This window comes from Rhizobium tibeticum, assembly GCF_900110205.1.
In the GTDB taxonomy this organism is placed as follows: domain Bacteria; phylum Pseudomonadota; class Alphaproteobacteria; order Rhizobiales; family Rhizobiaceae; genus Rhizobium; species Rhizobium tibeticum.
This window is the reverse complement of record NZ_FOCV01000053.1, coordinates 1-21,988: the sequence shown is the minus strand read 5'-3', so window position 1 is coordinate 21,988 and position 21,988 is coordinate 1. Positions and strand designations below refer to the sequence as shown.

Below are 21,988 nucleotides of genomic sequence, written 5' to 3'. Positions count from 1 at the left end.
ACGTCGGGGACGCTGACTGAATTAGCCAAACAGCTCAATCCCCTCCTTCGCGGGTGGATAGCATACTACGGCCGGTTCAGTCGTTCGGCACTGTCCACGCTGGTTGACTACGTCAATCAGAAGCTCAGGGCTTGGATCATGCGAAAGTTCAAGCGCTTTCAGTCTCATAAGACCCGAGCCAACCTCTTTCTGAGAAAACTGGCGCGGGAAAATCCGAGGCTGTTCGTGCACTGGCAAGTATTTGGAACGAATACGTTTACCTGATGGGAGCGGTGTGAATCGAGAGGTTCACGCACCGTTCTGCGAGAGGCCGGCAGGTGAAATCCCTCCGGCCTACTCACCCGCCGCTTCCGCGGCTCGATCCGGGGCGCAAACGCACCAAGCTTTGTCAACTCTGGGCGCAGGCGGTCGACGACCGGCCATGGAATGGTCCGGCGCCGCCGGCGGTGGCCTATACTTTTGCTGAAAGCCGCAGCGCTCGCGAGGTCGAGGGGCAACTGTCGTCGTTTGCCGGCGTACTTCAGGTCGATGGATACCAGGCCTATAAAACCTTGGCCAAGCGCCGGGGGAAGAGCAATGTCGCCCCCATGCGGCTGGCGTTCTGCCTTGCTCACGCGCGACGCAAGTTCGTCGATGTCGTCAAGCTGACCGGCTCTTCGGAGGCGCTGTCGATCCTAGCCAGGATCGCCGAGGTCTATCGCATCGAGGCGAAACTGCGCGGCGAAAGTGCCGATACCCGGCTCACGGTACGGCGTCGCGAGACAGCACCCATCATGCGAGAACTGAAGGTCCAGCTCACCGAACTGAGCGAAGAGGTGTCGTCAAAATCGGCGCTGGGCAAGGCCGTCTCCTACGCGCTCAATCATTGGAACGGGCTGGCAGCCTTCCTGGAGGATGGCCGGATCGAAGCGGACTCCAATGTGGTGGAGCGTTCAATGAAATCGGTGGCTCTGACGAGGAAGAACTCGTTGTTCGTGGGCAACGAACGCGGTGGCAAGTCCTTCGCGGTCCTGGCATCGCTCGTCAACACAGCAAAGCTCAATAGTGTTGACCCCGAGGTCTGGCTTGCCGATGTGCTTGAGCGCATCATCTCGGGCAAGGTGTCCGCGAACCGGATGGATACGCTCTTCCCCTGGGCCTGGAAGGCCGAACGCGGGGACATTGCAGATCAGGAGCGACGGGCGGCATGACACAGAACAGCCAAGGGACGACGGCACGACCGAAGCTCGATAACAAGGCGTTCGAGGCCTTCATCAGGGCACGTCGTCCCGTCTCGCCGATCTGGTCGATGAGTGGCCTCGACGGCTATCTCACGGCTCTCATCATCGGCCCGAAGTTTATAGACCCACGTCAGTGGATCCCGGAGCTGACTGGCCCGGAGGCCCTGAACCTGCCGATGGAAACGACTGAGCATCGGGCCGTGCAGACCATCGTTGCGGAATACAACCGGATATCGGCAAGCCTCGCCGAAACTCCGAAAGACCACCGGCCCCGGTTCACCCGGATCGATGATCAAACCCTCGATGCCATGGACTGGGACGTCTGCTTTCTGATGGGAACCGGGTTCGCCCCCAAGCTGTGGCGGCCCGTCGTTCGCGGCCATGCCATCACCGGCGATATCATCGCGCCAATCCGCAAACTCAGCGAAACCAAAGGGCCCGCCACCCACGCGGATGCCGCTGCCGTCGCCGAAGCGCTCGTCAATATCCGAAGCTACTTCATGCCAAAGCGCGCAAAGCAGAAGTTCTGAAACAACGGACGGCTCCTCCGTCAACAGACGAAAGCCGTGGGATGCTCGTCGCGCTCACTACTCGTCCGGCAAGGGACGCTCCGCTCTTCGCCATGGCGGACTGCGTGCGAGCGTCACACACGGCCTTGGCGCGGCCCTCCGGGGCTCACCACAAAAGGAGCAAGAAGGCCGGTGGCGGCGCTAGCGGCCTCTTCAGCCGAACGAGCGGAAATTGCGTCGACTGGCGCGGGTTCCAGAGTACGCCGCTGTGGCTTGCGATCGTAGCCATGGACAAAACCGATCGATCAGTTCGAAGTTCTTCTTTCGATCGTTGCGGTCCCGGATTATACCCCCCATCCAGACCGATGAAGATGCGGCCATTGGGAACGGGCAGGTTCATCCAGTCGCGTGGACAGGCATCCTGCATGAAGGAAACCTGCTTTTCAGTCAGTTCCCGCTCGATGCGCTTGGTGCCCTGCAAGGCGTGCTGCCGAACCGTCGTAGCGTTGCCGCCGCTCCCGACCGGACATCGGCCAGCAGCTCGGGCGCGATGTGGTCGGGGATCAGTTTCCGGAGTGGAGAGATCGCTGCTGGTCTGTTTCCGCCGACCAAGTCCGGCAGGTAGTATCGGGGGCTTTTCAGGCGGATGTCGCCAAAGAGAGTATGGAAGGTTATTGGATAACTGCCCTTGCTGCGCAGGCGACGTCCCCCATCCAGCTCGCGGTTTTCGCTCGGCCAGAGTTCCACCTGCGTCTCCACCATCGCCTACTGTAATTTCGTAAGAAGCCTTTCGCCTCCGACAACGACAGACCGAGATCATCGGCGCCCTTCGTCACCTTCACCAGATCGGCGACGGTTTCCGTTGCAATCGTCTCACCATCGTCACCCATAATCTCAAGAACCAGCCGCGCCCACTTCTCATGTCCTCGCAATGAGTTTTCCAGAATGACCGGAGTGGAAAACTGATTGCGCCCGCGACGCCCGTTTCGCGGCCTGCCGGAAACGCTGATAAAGACCATCAGTTGCAATCCGAAGATCGTCCGGTAAACCGACATGACGTCGATCTTTTGCCCTTTTCACATCCGTCCGGCACCGTCAAAATTCAACGGTGGATACGTCGTTCCAGCTCGCCCCACAAATCCTCATGCTCTCCGAGTTGAAGTCTCCCTCAGGCCGCTTCGCAGATCCGGGCCATAGCAACCTTGAGGCTGGCATTTTGTCCCTCCAGTTCGCCGAGACGCTCACGTTCGGCGGCGACCACATCCGGTTTCGCGTTGGCAACGAACTTTTCGCCCGAAAGCTTGCCGCAATTACGAGCGATCTCCTGCTCGGTATTTGCAATCGCCTTGGTCTTGATTTCTGCAATATGCGATCGCGGACAGATGGAACCAGCACCGATTGAGGGCTGGCAACGGCAGTCTTCGCAGGAGGGATAATGACCTTCACGATCTCACCAAAGCGTGTCGCCAGAAGATCTCGGGTTGGCGTTCCATCATAGGCGCCGTCGGCAATGAACTTCTCGACGGGGTCACCGATCTGGTCCAGAAGTCCTGGTAACGCTGTCGGATCGCCGACATCATCCGCGGTCAGATCGGAACAAACAATCTCACCACTGACAAGATTGAGACCAAGGTGCAGTTTGCGCCATCTTTTGCGTTTGGCCTTGGTTTTGTGCTTGTTTTCCGGCCACTCGCCCTCGCCGAAGACCTTCAAGCCGGTGCTGTCGACAACCAGATGGACCGGACCTGACGTTGTGGCTCGGGACTTTGTCGACGGCAACGCCAGCCCTTTGCTCCGGCGAGACAGGGTTGAGAAGTCAGGCACGGCAATATCGAACCCCATCAGCGCCGCGACACTGCGCATCAAGCCTTGGGTCTGGCGTAGCGCCAGCCCGTAGACGACGCGCAGGGTCAAGCACAGCGTAATCGCCAGATCTGAGTATTTCGGCTGACCACCCCGCGATGTCCGCCTCCGCGCCGTCCATAACGACAGGGCCTCATCCTTCACCCAGATGGTCAAATCACCACGTTGACGCAGGCTTTCATTATATGCCGGCCAATTCGTCCCTTGATATTTCTGCTTGGCAATCTTGTCCCGCCGATCGGCATTGAACGTGTGCGGCATCGTCGAGATCCGGATCAGGAGACTGAAAACTTGAGACTGAAAACCAACACTCAATATCAGTCGCCGGGTGATCCACGCAACAACGCCGTTGATTTGAGGCTTGGCACGCAATTCGGCACTTTCGATCAGCTCTTACCACTTAAATTGAGATCGCCCTGAGATTTATCAGCAACATCACCATGCGCCAGGGCCCTTTTTAGAAGCCTGTTGGTCGATTGAAAATCGGAGTAGCCGGCAGCTAATAACTTGGTCTGCATATCTCCATTGTTGGGAGCTTCCAACAAAGCGTTTCCGTCCAGATCCAACGGTATATCCCTACGCCGACCTAGTCCGAGTTGGCGCAGCGGTCCGCATCAGCGCCATCAACATGGGTCCGAGGCTAAATTCGCCCCTTCTCGCCCGCGCGGTTAGATCTCGAAGATATGCGCCGGCTGAGTTAATGTGGCCCGCCCGCTCCAGGATGCAGGCCATCGCAATTGCGGCATGTTCCGGCCCCATGACCTCGCAAGCCTCCTGATATGCCGACGGCGAAACACCCAGCATGGAACGAACCACTACAGCAGCGGCCATTAAATCGCGCCATTGCTCAGTTCGCCCGCCGGGAGAGTAATCTAATATTTGCGGGCACGCTCGAACGACCATCCCAAGCGGAAAAGATCTTGTCGGCTCGCGTTGTCGCTTCGACATTCGGTCCGGCCTATCGGCCTGCGCAGTTTCAGAGCTCGGTTCAAATTCGGGGATCAATTCGGTATTTGAATATTGTATGTGCTGACGGTTTCCGGCACCATTGGCGTCGGATTTTTCTGAAATAAGCTGAACTTCCAACAAGTTGACGATCCCTTCTCGCAATAGTGTGAGTTCGTCGAGGCTACCCGCCAGGCCTGCGTCAGCTTTTACCGTTCGAAGACCACTGGTGATCGCAACGAAACGGTCCTCAATGCTCTGCCAGTCGCCCGCAGCGCCCTCCTCGGTCGCTGCGGAAATGAGCTTACGTATATCCCGACGAGCAATGGTGATCTTCTCTTTGATCACCTTCAAGCGCCGGTTTTCTTCGGCAACCCGCTGAGCTAAGAGGGCGAGTTCTTCGGATCGCGCGAGCAGCGGCGCAAGATTAAAGCCGTAAGCGGTTTCAATAGAACCGTCCCGCCCCTTTCGGGCATAACGCTTGCCGTTTGGGCTATCGTTTCGATGAATCAGACCAGCCCGCACAAGAAACCCAAGATTCTCCCGAAGAGTTGTGCCGGCGATGCCATTGGCACGAACAATTAGCTGCGCGTTTGACGGAAACACAACAAGGTTGCTGCCCTCAATCAGATCGGTTTCGGGATAGAACGACAGAAGTGCGTTGAGCACCGCTAGCGCCCGATCGCGCAGTCCGAGCAGGGAACGCGCCTCACAGGTGTCACGGTAGATCTTCCACTTGCAGGCAGATTTGCCCTTTTTGATCCCCGCGGATTCGAACTGGGTCTTCACTAACGCAAGCGTCATCCGCCGCCGCCCAAAGGGCGTCGCTATGTGTTCAGTCTGCATTTTCCTCTACCTTTCGAAAGGCAACAGAAAAACGCTCACCAAAACGATGCCAAGGACTTGACGTGGATTCCGAGCAATGTGGTTCTCTTAGCTGCAACTAATTGAGAAGGCTTCCGGGATCCGTTTCGGGGCCTTTTTCTTTGCCGTGTGGGTCCAGTCTATCCACCTATCACAGGCTCTTAGTTCATTGCTCTTCTCCATTACCGTTGAGTTCCTGAAATCCTTGTAAAGCTGGTCCATCTTTGCCGAAACCACCTTCACGCGCCTCACGAGGATCGGGATCTACTGTCCGTGTTCTGTGATACTCGCGACTAATGCATCGAATGCAGGATCTACATGGATTGTGGTTCGGTCGACGATCTCCGACGTATAGATCGATGCCGTTTCGATGGCGATAACAGCTCCACCTTCGGCGAGTGGCCGCTGGAATTTGGTCGCCTGTTTCGCATTTTCAGCCACTTCATACAGCGACGAGCCGATGGCCGAGATTGCCCCCGTGCGCGCTCGGTCGGCTGACTTGGAAGCTGATGAAACGGTAGCAACGGGCTTCTTTAAGAAAAGGGCGTCAATTGAATCCTGCCTGCTCACATTACCTCTCCTGCTTTTTTCGAACTTCAATTTTCGCCTCTGTTGGGAGCTCCGAATAGCTAGCTACCCGGCGGGCGTCTGTGGGTTTGAGAACGCCCATCACACGGACCCCACGCGCGTTTGATTAGGGTTTCAATCTCGGAGTTTACAGCGTCAAGCGCTTCCATGGCCCTGTCACATGTTGACCAGGGCAGGTTGTCGCGTCCGACCTCATAGAGCGTCTGTTTCGTATGTCCGGCATCCGACACGGCCGCGGACCTGATGGGGCGTCCTGTGGCTCGAACCGCCGACGTTGTCGTCTTACCTGAGCCGCCTTTGAAGTTGGTTACGGCGAGGACCTGAAGATGCTCTCCGGGACGGCGATGGAGAGCGAACTCGATGCTTCCGCGCCCGCGGGTTGGTTGCGCAAGCAAATGCCGAATTTGATTTATGTCAGGCAAAGTATAGAGCCGCCTGCCGTTGCTAGTCGTTCAGGCTGCGGGCCTTCGCCAACCAAGCTCATCTTTCTCAAAGTGGAATCAGATACACTCATCAACCGCGCGGCTTCGCCGGACGTGAACTTCCGCAGAATCTTCTGAGACGTAAGCGGAAAGAGTGCTTCACTCATCGACTGAAGGTGCGAGCTTAGGAAATCAGCCTGTTCACCAATTGTTTCATAGACGCTGGGCAACGCCCTACGGTTTGGGTTTGACGCGACCGTCACGTTAGAATCTCTCCTCACTTATTTTTTACCATACGTCAAATTTACCGCTCCAAACCCTCTCGTTTGCAAGGACTTAATGGTTAATAGCTGGTTAATCCGAAAAAATCTGGCCAACCAGAATTTCACATGTATTCAAATAGTTAATGACGCGAATGCCCAGCGTGTTCCCCACTTGTTCTTCTATGAATCCTACAAATGTAACGCAAGATCGCGACTATTACGCAATTCTATCGAGTTTTTGGTCCGCCTGGCTGATTTCGAGCAAATGCTGGTTCATGGCGCTGGTGTCGCAGTAGGGAATAACGAGACCTGCACCTTTGTCCTTCTTGGGGAGATAGCGCCGAAGATACAGTATGAAGGTTATCTCCGGCGCGAAGAGGTCAACAAAGCCATCACGGCCATGAAAGACGAAGGCCTTTCACTGAAACGGTTAGGTGGCGCGCCACCTAACCGTTCAACGGAGCGCTTTATGTGTTCCGGTCGAAACGGGCGGACCGTGTTCGCATCGTCTGGTGGGATGGCAGCGGTGTCTGCCTCTATTCGAAAACCCTCGAGGAGCAGAGCTTTTGCTGGCCGGGCATATCGGCCGCCAGGATACGTCTGGACCATTCGCAATTAATGGCGCTTCTGGCCGGTCTGGATTGGAAGAAGGTCCGGCCAACCAAGGTCAGACGGCCGTTGCTGACGGGCTGAACAGGACTGCGGCAAGATGAATCATGCTGCTGTAATGATTGGGAAAAGCGGCTGTTTTTGTGCTCTATTCGCCCGCATGGATTTGCCCCTTAGCGACCTGCCGGACGACGTTGATGCGCTGAAAGCGATGGTTCTCGCGTTGGCGCGCGAACAAGCCGCGAAAGAGGTCCGGCTGAAGGTGGCCGAGGCCGAGATCGCGCGGTTGGAGGCGGTTGAGAAGAGCGCCAACGAGCGGATTGCCAACCTGACCTTGATCATGAAGGTTTTGCAGCGCACGCAAAATGGCACGCGCTCTGAGCGGCTCCGCCTCGGGGTCAATGACGAGCAGGTCTCCTTTGCCTTCGAAGAGGTCGAAACCGGCCTATCGGCAATCCGCAGCGAACTCGATCGCGCAGCCAAGGACAAGCCGAAGCGAGCGCCGCGTCCGCGCAAGGGTTTTGCCGCCCATCTCGAGCGCATCGAAGAGGTCATCGAGCCGGAAATCCCGGCCGGGTGCGAGGGGCTGGCAAAGGTTCTGATCGGAGACGACCGCTCCGAGCGGCTGGACGTAGTGCCGCCGAAGTTCAGGGTTATCGTGACGCGTCGCCCCAAATACGCTTTCCGGGGCAGCGACGGCGTGGTCCAGGCCTTGGCGCCGGCACACATCATCGAAGGCGGCCTGCCGACGGAACGGCTGCTCGCCTATATCGCCGTTTCCAAATACGCCGATGGCCTTCCTCTTTATCGGCAGGAAGCGATCTATTTGCGTGATGGCGTCGAGATCAGCCGATCGCTGATGGCCCAATGGATGGGGCATCTGGGCTTCGAACTGCAGATGCTGGCCGATTATATCCTGGAGAGGGTCAAGGAGGGCGAAAGGATCTTTGCCGACGAGACGACCCTGCCCACTCTTGCGCCCGGTTCGGGCAAAACCACCAAGGCCTGGCTTTGGGCTTACGCCAAGGATTATGTGCACCTCGTGATTATGCGCAGATTGCTGAGGCAGGAGGCTTTAACCGTCGGATTCTCGGACGACTTCCGGCTGGCGAACTGCGCATAATTTCAGAGACTCATCAGGAACTGCATGAGCTGGTCCGGCGGACGATATCGACCTTGACTGGACGTCATGGGCTGCAGTCGGTTGAGTATACGTTCCTTCATCGCGAGATCTGCTTGAAGGTACATATGCGTCGTCGCGGAACTCTCATGGCCGAGCCACAGAGCGATGACGCTGATATCGAGGCCGGACTGCAGGAGATGCATCGCCGTGGTGTGGCGGATGGTGTGAGGCGAAATCGAGCGGCTCGCGAGTTGCGGGTAACGTTCCGCCGCAGCCGATACCGCAAGTTCAAAGCGCTGGGTGACGTTTGAACGCGCCATGCGCCCTCCGCTTCGGTTCGGAAACAGGAAGTCCTCCTCGCTTGTGAAAGCCAGCCGACGTTTCCAGTTACGGATCAAGCTGACTGTCGTACGCCAAAGCGGCACGCTACGGTCTTTACGTCCCTTACCATGCAAGTGTGCAACCGCCGCGCCATCGACGATAACCTCGCCGACGCGCAGGCCGATGGCTTCGGACACCCGGGCGCCAGTGTTGTACATCAGGCTGAACAGCGTGCGGTCCCGTTCACCTGCCCAGGTCCGCGCATCCGGCGCGTCAAGAATCGCCTGCATCTCCTCGCGCGAGAGAAATCCCAAGACTGGCCGGTCGAACCGTTTCATCGGAATGGCCAGTGCCTGTTGGATGACGATGAGCGCAGTCAGGTCGTAATGGGCGGCATACTTCAGGAAGGAGCGAAGTGCCGCCAAGCGCGCATTGCGCGTGCGCACACCGTTGCTCCGTTCCTTCTCCAAATGATTGAGGAAGTCAAGGATCAATTGCGCATCAAGATCGGCCAAGATCAGCCGGGTGGGCGCCTTTCTTTGCTTCGGCGAAGCCAAGCAACAATCGAAAAGTGTCCCGGTAGGCTGCGATGGTGCGAGGACTGACAGCTCGCTGGTTGCCCAGATGTTCGACAAAGAAGCGTTGAAGCAGAATGGGGAAGGACGGTGTCCGGTTGGGATCAGACACGATGATCTCCTCCGACATTCGCTGCGAAAAGCTCGAAACGCCTGCCAGAGACCGCCATGAGTTCTGGGACGGCGGTCAGATACCAATAGGTATCGGAGATTTTGGCGTGGCCGACGTAGGTCGAGAGCGCTGCCATCCTATTGTCGATATCGGCGCTATGTTCGTGCCAAAGCTGAACGCGGCGGCAAATAAAGGTATGGCGCAGGTCATGGATGCGCACTTCACGATGGCCGCCCCGCGGGGCCCAACCGAGTTTGGTACGAAGCTTCTGGAAAATCTTATTGATCCTCCGCTCCGTGATGAATCCGCCCTCAGAAGAGAGGAACAGCGGCGAATCCTTGGAGAGAGCGCCATGACGCGCACGAACCTCGAGATAGTGCCGTAACGCGGCTACGACGGTGGCATGCATAGGCACATGCCTGGACTTACGGAACTTCGTATTGCGAATCGTAAGGACCGCGCTGTCGAGATTGATATCGCCGTAGCGCAGCTGGAGCGCTTCCGAGCGTCGTAGCCCCGTAGCCGCGATCAGTCCGAAGATCGTTGCGTATGTCGCTGGACGCAATCCCCCCTTGGGAGTCAGCCGCGAAGCGGCAGCCACGAGATCGCATATCTCCTGCTCTGAATGCGTGTTTCAGTAATTCGCGGACAGGATTTCCGGTAATGTGCGGACAGTGATTCCGCTAATTCGCGGACACCAATCCGGTAATATGCGGACAGTTGGCGCGCGTTTTTGCGGGTGCCGTTTTGGCGTGATTTTCTCCTTGCGTCGATAAGGAGACATCATGCCGAGACGGAAACAAGCGAAGCGCATCACGATGAAGGACATACGATCAATTCTGCGGCTGACCTGCGAACAGGGCCTGTCGGTTCGCGAGGTTTCAGAGCGGCTTCGAATTGGGAAGACCGCGGTTTCGACTTACCTGCACCGGGCACGCCAGGCTGGCATCTGCACTTGGCCGATACCGGCGATTTATGATGACGACAGCAAGCTTGAGAAGCTGTTGTTCAAACAGGCCGGCAGACCGCCGGAGGACACACAGGGGCCGGATTTTGCCTATGTAGCGCGGGAACTGAAGCGCAAAGGCGTGACCCTGATGTCGTTTTGCATTTAACCGCAAGACTCCGACGACAACAGCTTCAACAAGATAGCCTGGCACTTAATTTGAGACTTGGCAGTTAATTTGAGATTGCCCCTTTGATTTTGGCACTTAATGTGAGATTCAACCGCCGACGAAATCGACGGTGTTTCTGCATGAACGATCCATTGCCCGATGAGATTGACGAAGCGCTTTGGGATGAGGCGTGTCGACGAGCCGAGGCAATTCGAGGATTTCTGATGCGTCGCTCTGGCAAGGTAGCAGCCGGGGATGTGGCGCTGCTGGCTGCCGAACTCGAAGTCAGTCGAGCAACCGCATTCCGTCTTATCAAGCTATTTCGAACTGGGGGAACGGTGATGTCGCTGGTGGAGCGTAAACCCGGCCGGCCAGACGGCAGCCGAGTGCTCGACGACAAGCGAGAAGAAATCATCCGCACCACTATCAACCGGTATTACCTGAATAAGAATCGTCCCGGCATTTCTCAACTGGTTCGGGATGTACAAACGGGCTGCGTGTCGGCCGGGCTCAAGCCGCCACATCGTCGGACGATTGAATCTCGTCTCGAAGATATCGACCTGCAGAAGCGCGCCAAACGACGGGGCGAAACCGAAATCGTGAAGCGGACAACTGCTGTTCCAGGAATGCTCGCTGCCTCGCGTCCACTCCAGATCGTCCAAGTCGATCATACCAAAGCAGATATCTTTGTCGTCGACGAGGAAACGCGTCTGCCAATCGGGAGGCCTTGGCTAACTCTTGCGATGGACGTTTGCAGCCGTATGGTGACCGGGTTTTACCTCACAATGGAAGCCCCTTCCCGGCTCTCGACCAGTTTATGCTTGCTACACTCCGTCTTTGACAAATCACCTTGGTTGCGGGAGCGCGAGATCATCGAACCGTGGCCCGTCGGCGGACTCCCAGAGACATTGCATGTCGATAACGGCAGCGACTTCAGGAGTCGTGCTTTCAAGAGGGGGTGTGAGGATGCCGGCATCGCGATCGACTGGCGACCGCCGGGCGAACCGCGCTTCGGCGGCCATATCGAACGGTTGATCGGCACCCAGATGGGAAAACTCCACCTGCTACCGGGCACGACTTTCAGCAATGCGCAGGAGCTTGGCGAATACGACTCGAAGCGGCATTCAGCATTGACTTTGCGGGAGCTCGAGCGATACATCGCCCTCGACATTGTCGGCACCTACCATCAGTCGATCCACGGCAGTCTAGGACGCCCGCCAATTGCAGTCTGGCGCGAGCACGAGGGCGAAATTCCACTCCGATTGCCGCAGGACCGCATGCGTTTTTGGCTGACATTCCTGCCCGAGCAGGAGCGCACACTGCAGCCAACCGGGATCCATCTCTTTGGACTGCGCTATTGGTCGGCAGCCCTAAGTGCCGACGTCGGGAGTACGGATCGCCGACTGCTCGTCAAATACGACCCAAGGGATATGTCTCGTATCTTTGTGCGGCGACCTTCGGGCAACTTCGTGGAAGCTCGCTACGCCGATCTCACCTTGGCCTCGGTAACGCTGCACGAAGCATTGGCTGCAAGGCGTACGCTGCTGGCGAAAGGGCGACGAGAGGTCAACACCCGCATTATCGTTAGTACAGCCATTGAACGGCGAAAATTGGTGGATGCGGCAGTGAAGGCGACAGCGACCGCACGACGAGGCCGCCCTGCCAGCACAAAAACGAGAGTGGATGACAGCGGGTGGGGCTCGCTTCGGGGGATCGACTCCAGCAAACCTGTGGCTTTTGATGAGGACACGGAGTGAGCGGGAATGAACACAGGAACCTCCCATCTGACTGCAAACGCCGCGGCACTGCTCGGTGAAGCGGACAAGCAGCGCATCCGCGCGATAAGATCACGTCGCTGGCTCGTCTATCCGCGTGCCAAGCAGGTACTCGATCGCCTCCGCTTCTTGGTAGACCATCCACGCGGGACGCGAATGCCTTCCATCGCCATATACGGCGACAGCGGCATGGGCAAAACAATGATCATGAAGCGTTTCCGTGATCAGCATCCGCCAAGCTTCAATTCGCTCACCGGCAGGCTGAAGACGCCTGTTCTCGCGATGGAGATGACCAGTCGGCCTGGCGAAAGACGGTTCTACGCCGAACTTCTGACCCTCCTCGGCGTACCCCAGCGGCCGCGCGCCGATATCGCACAGATGGAGCAAGCTGCGTTGCGCATCATGGAAGCAATAGGCGTGCAAGTCCTAGTGATCGACGAGGTGCATAACATTCTCGCTGGAACATATCGCGAGCAACGCATCGTGCTCGATACGCTGCGCTTTCTGAGCAACCGCCTTCAGATCTCGCTCGTTTGCTTCGGGGTCAATGACGCCCGTGAAGCCATTGGTGGCGATGTACAACTGGCGCGCCGCTTCGAACAGTTCACGCTGAGCCGCTGGGCTGCAAACGAGCAGTTCGAAATCTTGGTCGCCTTGATGCTGCGCAACACGCCATTGCGTCACCCATCTGTGTTAACCGCAAAATCACTGCGACGGATACTGCAGATCACCGAGGGCATCACTGCCAACATCTTCCACATGATCAACTCTCTGGCTATCGAGGCAATCGAAAGCGGAAAAGAGCGGATTACCGATGAGGCCATTGAGAAGTGGGAGCCGGAATTTGACGCCGAAGCAGCGTTTGCATGAGACGGGGATATCTACACGACAATTGCCGGTAAGGCTGGCTCCCTGCACGGATGAACTTCTGTCGTCGTGGATCATTCGGCATGCCACATTCTACGCCATCTCTCCGTTGGCCATGCTTCAGCATTGCCTTCCCGAGGTGCTATCATTGCGCACGGCCGATTTAGATCTCACCAAAGGTCAGGTCGTCCGCATCGCCCGTATGTACTCGATCGATCCCGCCACGGTCCACCGCATGACTTTTTCGAATATTCCGCAATCGTCACGGCGGCTGATCGCCGGCGAGCCTCGGCAATTATGCTGCAGCTGTCGTCGGACTGTCGACGGATCGCCCATCATTCTTCGAAGCCAATTCCTTGGGTGGCGGATCACCTGCCCGCTTTGTAAGGGCCCCCTTCAGAGAATTGGCGGACTTGACCGCTCCTCTCCCTTCAGTCGCTACCACCATGCTGCGCTGATAGGAGAACGGACACTCGACGACGAGGCCGAGCGCGGCATCCAAAACTGGGTGTCGCCAAGCGAGATTGCCCGCCTCCTGCTGATGCGGCGCGTCCCAAAGCCTTTCCCCGATCACTACGAACCGTCAAACTATAAAGTGCTCGGCGTCATCATCCCTGATCTGGATGACGTCCTTAAGATGGAACCTAGCGAACTTCCGACCCCACTAAACCCGATCTTGCCACTGCACTTGCGCGCGGCTCTTTTAGCTGGTGTGGCCATCGTTCAGCGCGCCGGTTCGGAGATGCTTTACATGCTGCGTGGACATATGATGGGTGAAAACAAAGCCCGCTTCGGCAACGCTATAGACGAGATGGTGGAGCGCACACGTCAGCCGCGGGCGTCTTCGCAGTTGCACTTAATTTGAGATTCACAGCCCATGGAATCTCAAATTAAATGCCAATCGAGAAAGAAACGGCCGCATTCTTACGTTTTAGTGCGAAACGACAACCCTGGTGATCGTCTCTCGCTTGAACGGCTGTTCTCGATCATCGCCCCAAACCAAACCACACGCGACGAACTCCGCGGGATGCTCGGCTGGATGGCCGCGCGCGGGGGTGAGCCGCTGCAGATGGAGGCGATCCGGGTCGATCCCTACGCAGTCCTCGCCAACGGTGATCCTGGCCAACTGACGGCCAAATCGAAGCGCGCGCTGCTTGCTGCGCTAGACCAGCTTTCGGACAAGGAGCCATTGTTTCGGCGCAGCGACGCATGGCGACGGTTCAACGTCGGACACTTCTTCACAAGCGATGTGCTGAACGATATTCGCGGCATGCTCCTAAAGCCCGGCTCACTTCGAGGCCTGGTGCTCGAATTGCTTGAGGAGACGGAAGCGGCATCGGATCTCATTCCCAGCCTGTCGCAGCTCGCAAAGGATAAGACTGCTGAGGACCACGTTCGAAAGCTTGCGATGCGCGTCCTGCTGAAATCCAAGTCATACCACGGACGAGATGACTTCGACGCGCTGCTGATGGAGGGAACGCCCCTTACACTCGAGCTCGCCTCGCGCATTATCTCGAAGCGCGGCGTGGTGTCGGTTGAGCGTGCGTTGGTAATCGACCTTTTCTCCAGACTTGGCGGCCTTTACCCAAAGCCCGGAATACGCGATCGGTCCGCGATGTCGCGCACTTTTATCGACAAGCTCATCGGCGCGCTGGAGCCCTCTGACGTCGCGATTTTCCTGGATGAGCTGACGCCAAAGATAAGCTGCACTTGCAAGGCAAAGAGCCATTTCACCTGCAGATGCCGCGAGGGTTCGAGCAAGATTGCTGCAAAGCTGCTCGACCGCTTTTTCGAGACCCCTCCGTTTGAACCCTCGCCAGCCCGCATCTGGAGTTGGCTGGCGCCTTTGAACTTCAGCAATGGCGTCCACAGCGACAGAAATCATGCTGTAAAATATCTCACCGGCAACGAGACGCTCCGGCGGATCTTGCACCAGCTGGCGGTGGCGGACGCGATAGATGAAAATGCAGCGCACGAGGCGGTCATTCGGCTCTATTCCAACCACAGCCACAACGGCATCGTCATGCGCGACGGCGATCTGACGGCTCTGAGCCAGTACGCCCTCGACAATGGATTGGTGGAGGTCTGGGCGGCGCTTTGGTCGGGTCACGATATCTATCGGCGTTCGACAGGACCAAATCCCGTCCGTAGCATTCAACGGCAACAGAGCAGATCAAAGACAGAGTTTCTGCGTGCCTGGAGCCATAGGGAAAGAACGCAGCGCGACTTCCATAGGAAGGAACGGCAAAGTTTTCGAGTTCGAACCGGCCGCTATGCTCGGCGGGAAGCGGAAGTCGAAGCTGCAAATTGGGCGCATCTGAGGGCTAATCTCACGGAGATCGAAGCCGGGCGGCATTGGCAGTGGCTAGAGCTGCTTGCCCGAACCTATCTCCTGGAGCCTGACAAACTCGCAACCATTGTCGATGATCCGGAAACACCGCTTCGGGCTTTGCGCAACTGCTTTCCAATGCTGACACCTTATATCCCGACCGTGGAGGAGTTGGGCCAGCGGCATGGAACACACGTTGCCGAGGCCCTTCTTGCTGCCTGCATTGTTCGCGTCCGCGATGGAGAAAGCCTCGACAGCTTCGATCCACGCATTTTGGCTGCAGCAAAGACGGAAGCGACATCGTATCCGTGCTTTGCCAAAGGCGAGGAGATCGAATTCGAGGCAAAGCTAGATGCGGCGCTGTTCATCGAAGATGGTTCGGCCGCAGCGTTCCTGCGAAACTATATCGAGGTACAGCTGTCAGCGACCGACGATGCCGTCGTGTCGAACATCCACTGGCTCGATCACAAGCCGGCTTTCAAGCCCCTGCGCCCCGTATTGCCGATTGAATGGCTCGAACGGTTTCCGCTCATGCCACTCGATGCAGCGCGATCGCTGTTCAGCATCGCGGCGAAGCACGCGAGCAGGGAGGCTCTTGTTGCACTTATCGCCAGGCGTCTCCATGATGCGCTTCCAGATACCGACGAGGACACGGATGCGAAAAAGCGCGCACGCGCCCGGAAAAAATTCTGGCAACTCAACGCTTTTCTCTATCAGGCAGAAGGAGGAGACGAAGCATGGAACGACCTGAAGACCGATCCGAAAACAATCTTCGCATTGAAAGATCGAATAGGTCGGTATGATGTCAGCAGCAACGACGATCGTCCTCCGCTGACCGCAGAAATGCTGTACAAGATCCTGGACGCCTTTATCGAAATCTGGCCGAAGGTGCATCTTCCAAACAGTTTCGGGTCGAGCGACCCGGGCGACGAAAAGGCATACAGGTTCATCACCGAGTGTGTGTACGGGCTCGCATACGACATTGCCGATAGACGCGCCGCCGTGATGGATCGAATGCTGACCGACGTTCGGTTTTCTGATTTCCGCGATCTGCTTTTGACGATGCGCGCCGAGGTCGGCCGTGAACTGGCGCTGCAGGATTTTCGGGCGCCCTCACCTGCCGATATCAACAGGCTCCTTGATCGCAACGACGTGGCATCCGTCGAAGACATGCGCGCGCTCATGGTTCAGGAACTTGGCGAGGTTCAAAAATGGCTGCAGGGATCAGAAACCGATCCTCTCGATACGTTCTACCCCGGTGGCAAAAGGGTCGATGAGAATACGGCTGGAAACCGGATCGTCGACCGTCTGCAAGGCCGGATGACGGCCTTGGGATTATCAGTCACCATCGAACGTCACATGGCGGGAAGCAATCGCTGCGATATTACTGCCTCTGCAGTGATCCAGGGCATCTCCCGCTTGCTCGTCGTCGAGGTGAAGGGGCAATGGAACAAGGAGCTGTTCACCGCCGCCTCGGCGCAGCTGGACGATCTCTATGCAATTCACCCGCACGCCGCCCGCCAAGGCGTTTACCTCGCACTCTGGTACGGGAATGGCGAAAAGATAGCCGGCCTTTCTGACCCGACGGTGACGACAGCGCCGGAACTGAGAACAAAGATCCTCGCGCAGATGCCGGAAGAGCTGCAGCGGCGCATCGATGTCGTCGTCCTCGATCTCTCAAGACCGTCGACGACGCAACCCAAAACCAAAAGGCGGCGCGCCGCTTCGGCTACAGCCAGCAAGGGAAAAGCTTGAGCCATGGAGCCATTTCGATGGCAGAACTGCTATGCCGACGTTCAGACATATCGCCATGCCAGAACGATCCAAACATACCTGGAGGATGTGATCGCCCCAGCGCTCGAAACACTCGATCGCAAGACGGACGAGTTGGAGCGCCTCGGTGGCGCCTGGGCAGCCTTCGAAGCCTGACATGCAGTACGTGATCCGAGAAACAAAACTGGCTTTTTCGCTTGCGATCCAGTCCATCTGGGAGCGTCAGTTGCGGGCATACGTGTTGGGTTGCGCCAGGGAGCTTCGTCCGGCCGAGGATCTTCAAAGCAAGATCGAACGGGCCGATTGGGAAAAACTGCAGAAGTTTTTCATCAGTCTGAGGGGGATTGAGCTTCGGGCTTTCCCGAGCTTTGACGTCCTGGACATTTTGCAAAATCTGGGCAGCGCCGCCCGGCACGGTGATGGAGGCTCGGCCAAAAAGCTCATCCGCCAATGCCCCGATCTCTGGGCGCATCTTCCGGAGGCTTTAACCAATGGCATTGCACCCTTCGATTATCGGACGGTCGCAATGTTGGACGTTCCGGTTGATCGGCTCAAAGGTTTTGCAGAGGCTGTCGCGGGGTTTTGGGAGGACGCCGAATACATCTACAACGAAAGCATCGAACCCAAGGATGCGCATCTGGAGGCAAGGCTGGCAAAGGAACGGCTTCAACGAAAATGGATCCCGCAACGTCCGTGAATACAATACCGAGATGGAAGGTTTCGGCGCAGAAGCACTATGCTCATACACCTGATCTCGATGCTGGCAAGAGTCGTCCGCCAGGTCATCATGCAAAACGAGAACGGACAGGAAAATTGGAGATGATTCAAAGTCGATGGATCTAGTCCAATGGCTCAGGCGCAGACCCGAATTCTACCCCGTCTGCGTCAGCGTCGTCCTCTGACACGATCGGAATGTCGGAAAGCTGCAGATAATTTTTGCTAAGCAGGCCGGCATCCTCAAGCGCTTCGATATTCGGGAGATCTCGGAGCGTCTCCATGCCGAAGGCGGAGAGAAAATGTTGAGTAGTCACATAGGTGTACGGTGCGCCCGGCCTTGGACTGCGGGGGCCGGACGTCAGGAAGCCCGCGCCGCGAAGCGCTGCGATGGTGTCGCGACTGATCTCCTTGCCGAAGATCTTCGACAGGTCACCGCGGGTGATCGGTTGGAAATATCCCACCGCCATCAGCACCATCGCCTCGAACTCCGACAGCGCCGCCGCCCCTCCCCGCGTCGGCGCCGATGAAGCGCGGATCGTTTCGCCGAACCGCACCCGGGTCCGATGCTGCCAGCCGCCGGCGACCGACACCAAGTCGTAAGGCCGGTCCCGCAACTCCTCGACGAGATCGTCGATCAACAGGTCGATGCTGCATTCTTTTCCCACCACCCGCGCCAGCGTCTCGCGGCCGACCGGCTCCGCCGAAGCAAAAATCACCGCCTCGACCCGCAGCATCCATTCCCGCCAGCGCAGCTCCGGCGGCAAATCTTCTAGCTCGCGATCAAACAGACGTTCGTCTGCGGCGTTCGCCTTCCTCCGCGATGGCTTGGCTGCAGCAGGTCCGGCCATCGTCACAACCCATAAATCCGGAAGGAGGACCGGCCAGAGAGCTCGCGCACGGCGTCAAGACTTTCGAGCCGTTCAAACAGGCGCGTCGCCGCCCAGCGCGACAGGTTGCTGCCGGGCGCCGAGGCCGACACCGCATCCTCGTTCAGCAATTTGCGGATGACCGGCTTGGCGCCCTTGGTCCTAACCTTCGGCGCCACGGCGAGCAGCCGCGCGGCGCGGCGATCAATCTCACCGGCGGAGCGAATCGCGGTTTCGACGCCATCAACCACCGCCAGGCAAATGGCGCGCGGGTAAGCTGGTTCGCCGGGACGGATGTGGCCTCTGCCGCCCATCGTGCGGAAGGCGGGGCCGAAGCGCTCGGGCAGCAGCAGCGGCACGGGTTTGGGCCATTTCAGCTTTTGGGAGAGCGCGACGTCGGCCAGGCCGAGAGCCAGCACCTCGGCGTCCGGGCGGACGGCAGAAATCGCCGTTATCAGGTCCGCCACCGCGAAGGGTGCTGCTCGCCCGGACTGGATGGCGCTATCCACCAGATCCGGGATGGAGGCAAGGTCCTCGTCCCACCGAAGTGCGAACAGACCGGCTAGCTCCCTGACGAACGGTGTCGTGACCGTCCCGGCACCACGTGCCAGCGTTCGTGTGGCCAAAAAAAGCTTGCCAGCGGGTCCGGGATCGTCGCCTGCGGCGGTCAGCAACACCGCGTCGCGGATGGAATTTTCCTCCTCAGAGCGGCCAAGCATTCTCGCGGCAACGGCGGCCGACTTCAGGGCGAGGCGATCGCGCCAGCAGCCGAGCCATGGCGGATCGGCGCGTATAAGGTCGTCCAGCGATTTCAGAGCGATACCGGCGGCGAAGGCGGCGTCAGATTCGGTGATGTCGCGGCCGCGCGACAGCGCCCAGCTCGGCAAGCGGGACGACCAGATGGGGATGGTCGAGGTGGAAGGCGGCAACGAATCCATGCGACGGAGCATAGATCAAATGCGCAGTTTAAGCCAGCAATATCGCACAAAACCGCACGCCCTGTCGGCAGTTTAAAACGTCCGATAAGCTTGCATTATCGGACGTATTCTGATAGCCTCCCGAACCATGCAAAATCCCCCGGCAAACACGCCCAAAATCGACGATTCTGCCGACGGCGACCTTCCGGCCGGCGTCGAGCTCGTGGTGGAAACGGACGCCACCTCGCGGCCGGCGCGGCTGGAGGCCCTGGTCGAAACGGCGACAGCCTACGCCAACGCCGCCAGTTCCGAAAACACCCGCGATGCCTACGCCAAGGACTGGCGGCATTTTACCGCCTGGTGCCGTCGCGAAGGTTTTGATCCGCTGCCGCCCTCGACCCAGGTGATCGGCCTATATATCGGTGCCTGTGCCTCAGGCCCCGTTGCCGGCGATCCGAAGCGCAATGACCCTCCCCTGTCGGTCGCCACCATCGAGCGGCGTCTCTCCGGCCTCGCCTGGAATTTTACCCAGCGCGGCGCGCCGATGGATCGCTCCGATCGCCATATTGCCACGGTGCTCGCCGGCATTCGCCGCAAGCACGCAACGCCGCCGCGGCAGAAGGAGGCCGTACTGGGCGAGGACATCAAGGCGATGGTCAACACCCTCGGTCATGATCTGCGCGGCCTGCGCGACCGGGCCATCCTGCTCCTGGGCTTCGCCGGCGGTCTGCGGCGTTCCGAGATCGTCGGTCTCGACGTCGTCCGCGACGATCACAGCGACGGCCATGGCTGGATCGAGATCTTTCCCGGTCAAGGCATCCTGGTGACGCTGCGCGGCAAGACCGGATGGCGCCAGGTCGAGGTCGGCCGCGGCGCCTCCGACCAGACCTGCCCCCTTGCCGCCATCGAGAACTGGATCCGCTTCGGCCGCATTGCCAGAGGCCCTCTCTTCCGGCGCATCTTCAAGGACAACAAGACGATCGACGTCGAGCGGCTCTCCGACAAGCATGTCGCCCGCCTGGTCAAGGAAACCGCACTCGCCACCGGCGTCCGCGCCGATCTTCCGGAAGGCGAACGGGCCCTGCTGTTCTCAGGGCACTCGCTGCGCGCGGGATTGGCGTCATCAGCCGATATCGAGGAACGCTACGTGCAGAAACAGCTTGGCCACGCCTCGGCCGAGATGACCCGCCAATATCAGCGCCGGCGCGACCGCTTCCGCACCAACCTCACCAAGGCGTCTGGGCTCTGAAAGCTCTTCAGGGCTTCTATCTCTCTCGACCTGGGACATTGATGCCGACCCGGCGAAGCGCGTGGTTGGCCGGCGCCGATGGCTATACGCCGATAACGCGTTATGATAAATAGCCGTTATGGATACTCCCAAACGCCCTCGCGGCCGTCCCCGCAAGCCGAACGCGCTGACCCAAGCGGAAATTCAACGGGCCTACCGCGCCCGGTTAGCCGCATCCGGCAAAGCGGTTCGCGTTGTGCATGTCGGCGACGTCCCTGAATTCGATCCCGAAACCCATTTCGTCGCCGAACGCGCTTTTTTTGAGGAGTTGCGGCAGAATTATCATAACGCGATAGTGAAAATAGAGATCTTGGAAGAGGATCGGCTTAGGCTGGATAAGCGCAACGCATATTTGGAGAGTGAGTTGAAACGCCTGGAGCGGATTCACACGAACGCGCTGAAGGAGATCATCAGCCTGAAGCGATCTCTTGAGAGAAAGCACGGAGGCTCCTCGACCGCGTGAGCGAACATGTCCGTTGGTGGCGTGGCCGTCACCGTTTTGAAACGCCCTCCCCTATCGGTGGCGTGAAATCGTTAGGTAAAATTCGCGCGTCGGATTTTTAGCTTAGCCGTTCAATTGAAATCGGGAAGTAAAAGCCACAGTGTGATTGTTGGTTGATCCTCTAACCATCGATAAGTAGCAAGTATCGATGGTAGTTGATCTGGAGTCGCAAATCATCGATGTCGGTCGTCCTGGATGACCGGAAAGGTCCGGTTTTCCGGCTTTTTGGGCAGATCTTGGCGAGGTTCGGCGGAACCGTCTCTGCTCTGCAGGCCCCTCCGAGCAACCCTCCCCTGCCGATGAGCTGCAGATTCCTCCATCATCTTTTCGCTCAAACGGGCCTTCATGCCCCTCCCCTCCTCCGATCTCCTTATTTTCCGGCATTTCCGCCGCAGATGGCCGCCAGAGCGCGTTTCGCGCTGGTT

At 58.2% G+C, this 21,988-nt stretch carries 18 protein-coding genes and 6 pseudogenes; 14 read left to right on the top strand and 10 right to left on the bottom strand.

The window, feature by feature from the left end:
* The 3 genes and pseudogenes from BSG20_RS31420 to BSG20_RS31410 all read left to right on the top strand — a co-directional run.
* Positions 1 to 264: group II intron maturase-specific domain-containing protein (locus BSG20_RS31420; protein WP_280142228.1), on the top strand; the 264-nt coding region annotated here is incomplete at its 5' end.
* Between the two features lie 80 nt (positions 265 to 344).
* A pseudogene (tnpC, locus tag BSG20_RS31415) lies at positions 345 to 1,190 on the top strand (IS66 family transposase); the annotation flags it as partial.
* Positions 1,187 to 1,750: a UPF0149 family protein gene (locus BSG20_RS31410; protein WP_093041672.1), complete on the top strand. Its 564-nt coding sequence runs from the start codon at positions 1,187 to 1,189 to the stop codon at positions 1,748 to 1,750. The pseudogene tnpC and the gene BSG20_RS31410, both read left to right, overlap by 4 nt.
* A gap of 203 nt (positions 1,751 to 1,953) precedes the next feature.
* On the opposite strand, the pseudogene BSG20_RS31405 reads toward BSG20_RS31410, so the two are convergent.
* From BSG20_RS31405 to BSG20_RS38000, 6 genes and pseudogenes are all read right to left on the bottom strand, one after another.
* Positions 1,954 to 2,619 (bottom strand): annotated as a pseudogene (locus BSG20_RS31405) (ISKra4 family transposase); the annotation flags it as partial.
* A gap of 205 nt (positions 2,620 to 2,824) precedes the next feature.
* Positions 2,825 to 3,853, bottom strand: coding sequence for an IS5 family transposase (locus BSG20_RS31395; RefSeq protein WP_478013404.1), 1,029 nt, complete (start codon positions 3,851 to 3,853; stop codon positions 2,825 to 2,827).
* 125 nt (positions 3,854 to 3,978) lie between these two features.
* Complete coding sequence (locus tag BSG20_RS35965) at positions 3,979 to 4,158, bottom strand: hypothetical protein (RefSeq protein WP_143147568.1); 180 nt, start codon at positions 4,156 to 4,158, stop codon at positions 3,979 to 3,981.
* 10 nt (positions 4,159 to 4,168) lie between these two features.
* Positions 4,169 to 5,383 carry a plasmid replication protein RepC gene (gene repC / locus BSG20_RS31390; protein ID WP_093041669.1) on the bottom strand — a complete coding sequence of 405 codons (1,215 nt, stop codon included), beginning with the start codon at positions 5,381 to 5,383 and terminating at the stop codon, positions 4,169 to 4,171.
* Positions 5,384 to 5,665: 282 nt separating this feature from the next.
* Positions 5,666 to 5,971, bottom strand: a complete 306-nt coding sequence (locus tag BSG20_RS31385) for a hypothetical protein (protein ID WP_244551831.1) — start codon at positions 5,969 to 5,971, stop codon at positions 5,666 to 5,668.
* Between the two features lie 284 nt (positions 5,972 to 6,255).
* A pseudogene (locus tag BSG20_RS38000) lies at positions 6,256 to 6,674 on the bottom strand (MerR family DNA-binding transcriptional regulator); the annotation flags it as partial.
* Positions 6,675 to 7,136: 462 nt separating this feature from the next.
* On the opposite strand from BSG20_RS38000, the pseudogene tnpB reads away from it, so the two are divergent.
* Both tnpB and BSG20_RS31370 read left to right on the top strand, forming a co-directional pair.
* A pseudogene (gene tnpB, locus BSG20_RS31375) lies at positions 7,137 to 7,367 on the top strand (IS66 family insertion sequence element accessory protein TnpB); the annotation flags it as partial.
* 76 nt (positions 7,368 to 7,443) lie between these two features.
* Positions 7,444 to 8,313 (top strand): annotated as a pseudogene (locus BSG20_RS31370) (IS66 family transposase); the annotation flags it as partial.
* Positions 8,314 to 8,408: 95 nt separating this feature from the next.
* On the opposite strand, the gene BSG20_RS31365 reads toward BSG20_RS31370, so the two are convergent.
* Both BSG20_RS31365 and BSG20_RS31360 read right to left on the bottom strand, forming a co-directional pair.
* A complete protein-coding gene (locus tag BSG20_RS31365) occupies positions 8,409 to 9,284 on the bottom strand; it encodes a tyrosine-type recombinase/integrase (protein WP_244551830.1) in 876 nt (291 codons plus the stop codon).
* Positions 9,285 to 9,406: 122 nt separating this feature from the next.
* The gene (locus BSG20_RS31360) at positions 9,407 to 10,027 is read right to left on the bottom strand and encodes a tyrosine-type recombinase/integrase (RefSeq protein WP_093041663.1); all 621 of its coding nucleotides are present in this window, start codon (positions 10,025 to 10,027) and stop codon (positions 9,407 to 9,409) included.
* Between the two features lie 172 nt (positions 10,028 to 10,199).
* On the opposite strand from BSG20_RS31360, the pseudogene BSG20_RS31355 reads away from it, so the two are divergent.
* From BSG20_RS31355 to BSG20_RS31330, 7 genes and pseudogenes are all read left to right on the top strand, one after another.
* A pseudogene (locus tag BSG20_RS31355) lies at positions 10,200 to 10,511 on the top strand (sigma factor-like helix-turn-helix DNA-binding protein); the annotation flags it as partial.
* Between the two features lie 158 nt (positions 10,512 to 10,669).
* Entirely contained in the window at positions 10,670 to 12,286 is a 1,617-nt protein-coding gene (locus BSG20_RS31350; RefSeq protein WP_093041660.1) for a Mu transposase C-terminal domain-containing protein, read from the top strand.
* 6 nt (positions 12,287 to 12,292) lie between these two features.
* Positions 12,293 to 13,174 (top strand): TniB family NTP-binding protein, encoded by an 882-nt coding sequence (locus BSG20_RS31345; RefSeq protein WP_093041657.1) that lies wholly within the window; start codon positions 12,293 to 12,295, stop codon positions 13,172 to 13,174.
* The gene (locus BSG20_RS31340) at positions 13,149 to 14,036 is read left to right on the top strand and encodes a TniQ family protein (protein ID WP_244551829.1); all 888 of its coding nucleotides are present in this window, start codon (positions 13,149 to 13,151) and stop codon (positions 14,034 to 14,036) included. Before BSG20_RS31345 ends, BSG20_RS31340 begins: the two co-directional genes overlap by 26 nt.
* A 174-nt stretch (positions 14,037 to 14,210) precedes the next feature.
* Positions 14,211 to 17,255, top strand: a complete 3,045-nt coding sequence (locus BSG20_RS31335; protein WP_143147567.1) for a hypothetical protein — start codon at positions 14,211 to 14,213, stop codon at positions 17,253 to 17,255.
* A 3-nt stretch (positions 17,256 to 17,258) separates the two neighbouring features.
* Positions 17,259 to 17,429 carry a hypothetical protein gene (locus BSG20_RS37120; RefSeq protein WP_210216963.1) on the top strand — a complete coding sequence of 57 codons (171 nt, stop codon included), beginning with the start codon at positions 17,259 to 17,261 and terminating at the stop codon, positions 17,427 to 17,429.
* Between the two features lies 1 nt (position 17,430).
* Positions 17,431 to 17,970, top strand: coding sequence for a hypothetical protein (locus BSG20_RS31330; protein WP_210216962.1), 540 nt, complete (start codon positions 17,431 to 17,433; stop codon positions 17,968 to 17,970).
* Positions 17,971 to 18,112: 142 nt separating this feature from the next.
* On the opposite strand, the gene scpB is transcribed toward BSG20_RS31330, so the two are convergent.
* Both scpB and BSG20_RS31320 read right to left on the bottom strand, forming a co-directional pair.
* A complete protein-coding gene (gene scpB / locus BSG20_RS31325; RefSeq protein ID WP_093041648.1) occupies positions 18,113 to 18,838 on the bottom strand; it encodes an SMC-Scp complex subunit ScpB in 726 nt (241 codons plus the stop codon).
* Between the two features lie 2 nt (positions 18,839 to 18,840).
* On the bottom strand, positions 18,841 to 19,794 hold the full coding sequence (locus BSG20_RS31320) for a DUF1403 family protein (RefSeq protein WP_244551828.1): 954 nt from the start codon (positions 19,792 to 19,794) through the stop codon (positions 18,841 to 18,843).
* A 127-nt stretch (positions 19,795 to 19,921) separates the two neighbouring features.
* On the opposite strand from BSG20_RS31320, the gene BSG20_RS31315 reads away from it, so the two are divergent.
* Positions 19,922 to 21,022: a tyrosine-type recombinase/integrase gene (locus BSG20_RS31315; RefSeq protein WP_093041642.1), complete on the top strand. Its 1,101-nt coding sequence runs from the start codon at positions 19,922 to 19,924 to the stop codon at positions 21,020 to 21,022.
* A 118-nt stretch (positions 21,023 to 21,140) separates the two neighbouring features.
* Positions 21,141 to 21,524 carry a hypothetical protein gene (locus BSG20_RS35960; RefSeq protein WP_143147566.1) on the top strand — a complete coding sequence of 128 codons (384 nt, stop codon included), beginning with the start codon at positions 21,141 to 21,143 and terminating at the stop codon, positions 21,522 to 21,524.
* Positions 21,525 to 21,988: the final 464 nt, after the last annotated feature.

Coding starts and splice junctions, on each gene's coding strand:
- BSG20_RS31410 (WP_093041672.1), top strand. CDS start 1,187: ATGACACAGAACAGCCAAGGGACGACGGCACGACCGAAGCTCGATAAC.
- BSG20_RS37120 (WP_210216963.1), top strand. CDS start 17,259: ATGGAGCCATTTCGATGGCAGAACTGCTATGCCGACGTTCAGACATAT.
- BSG20_RS31330 (WP_210216962.1), top strand. CDS start 17,431: ATGCAGTACGTGATCCGAGAAACAAAACTGGCTTTTTCGCTTGCGATC.
- BSG20_RS35960 (WP_143147566.1), top strand. CDS start 21,141: ATGGATACTCCCAAACGCCCTCGCGGCCGTCCCCGCAAGCCGAACGCG.
- BSG20_RS31335 (WP_143147567.1), top strand. CDS start 14,211: ATGGCCGCGCGCGGGGGTGAGCCGCTGCAGATGGAGGCGATCCGGGTC.
- BSG20_RS31345 (WP_093041657.1), top strand. CDS start 12,293: ATGAACACAGGAACCTCCCATCTGACTGCAAACGCCGCGGCACTGCTC.
- BSG20_RS31315 (WP_093041642.1), top strand. CDS start 19,922: ATGCAAAATCCCCCGGCAAACACGCCCAAAATCGACGATTCTGCCGAC.
- repC (WP_093041669.1), bottom strand. CDS start 5,383: ATGCAGACTGAACACATAGCGACGCCCTTTGGGCGGCGGCGGATGACG.
- BSG20_RS31320 (WP_244551828.1), bottom strand. CDS start 19,794: ATGGATTCGTTGCCGCCTTCCACCTCGACCATCCCCATCTGGTCGTCC.
- BSG20_RS31395 (WP_478013404.1), bottom strand. CDS start 3,853: ATGCCGCACACGTTCAATGCCGATCGGCGGGACAAGATTGCCAAGCAG.
- BSG20_RS31350 (WP_093041660.1), top strand. CDS start 10,670: ATGAACGATCCATTGCCCGATGAGATTGACGAAGCGCTTTGGGATGAG.
- scpB (WP_093041648.1), bottom strand. CDS start 18,838: ATGGCCGGACCTGCTGCAGCCAAGCCATCGCGGAGGAAGGCGAACGCC.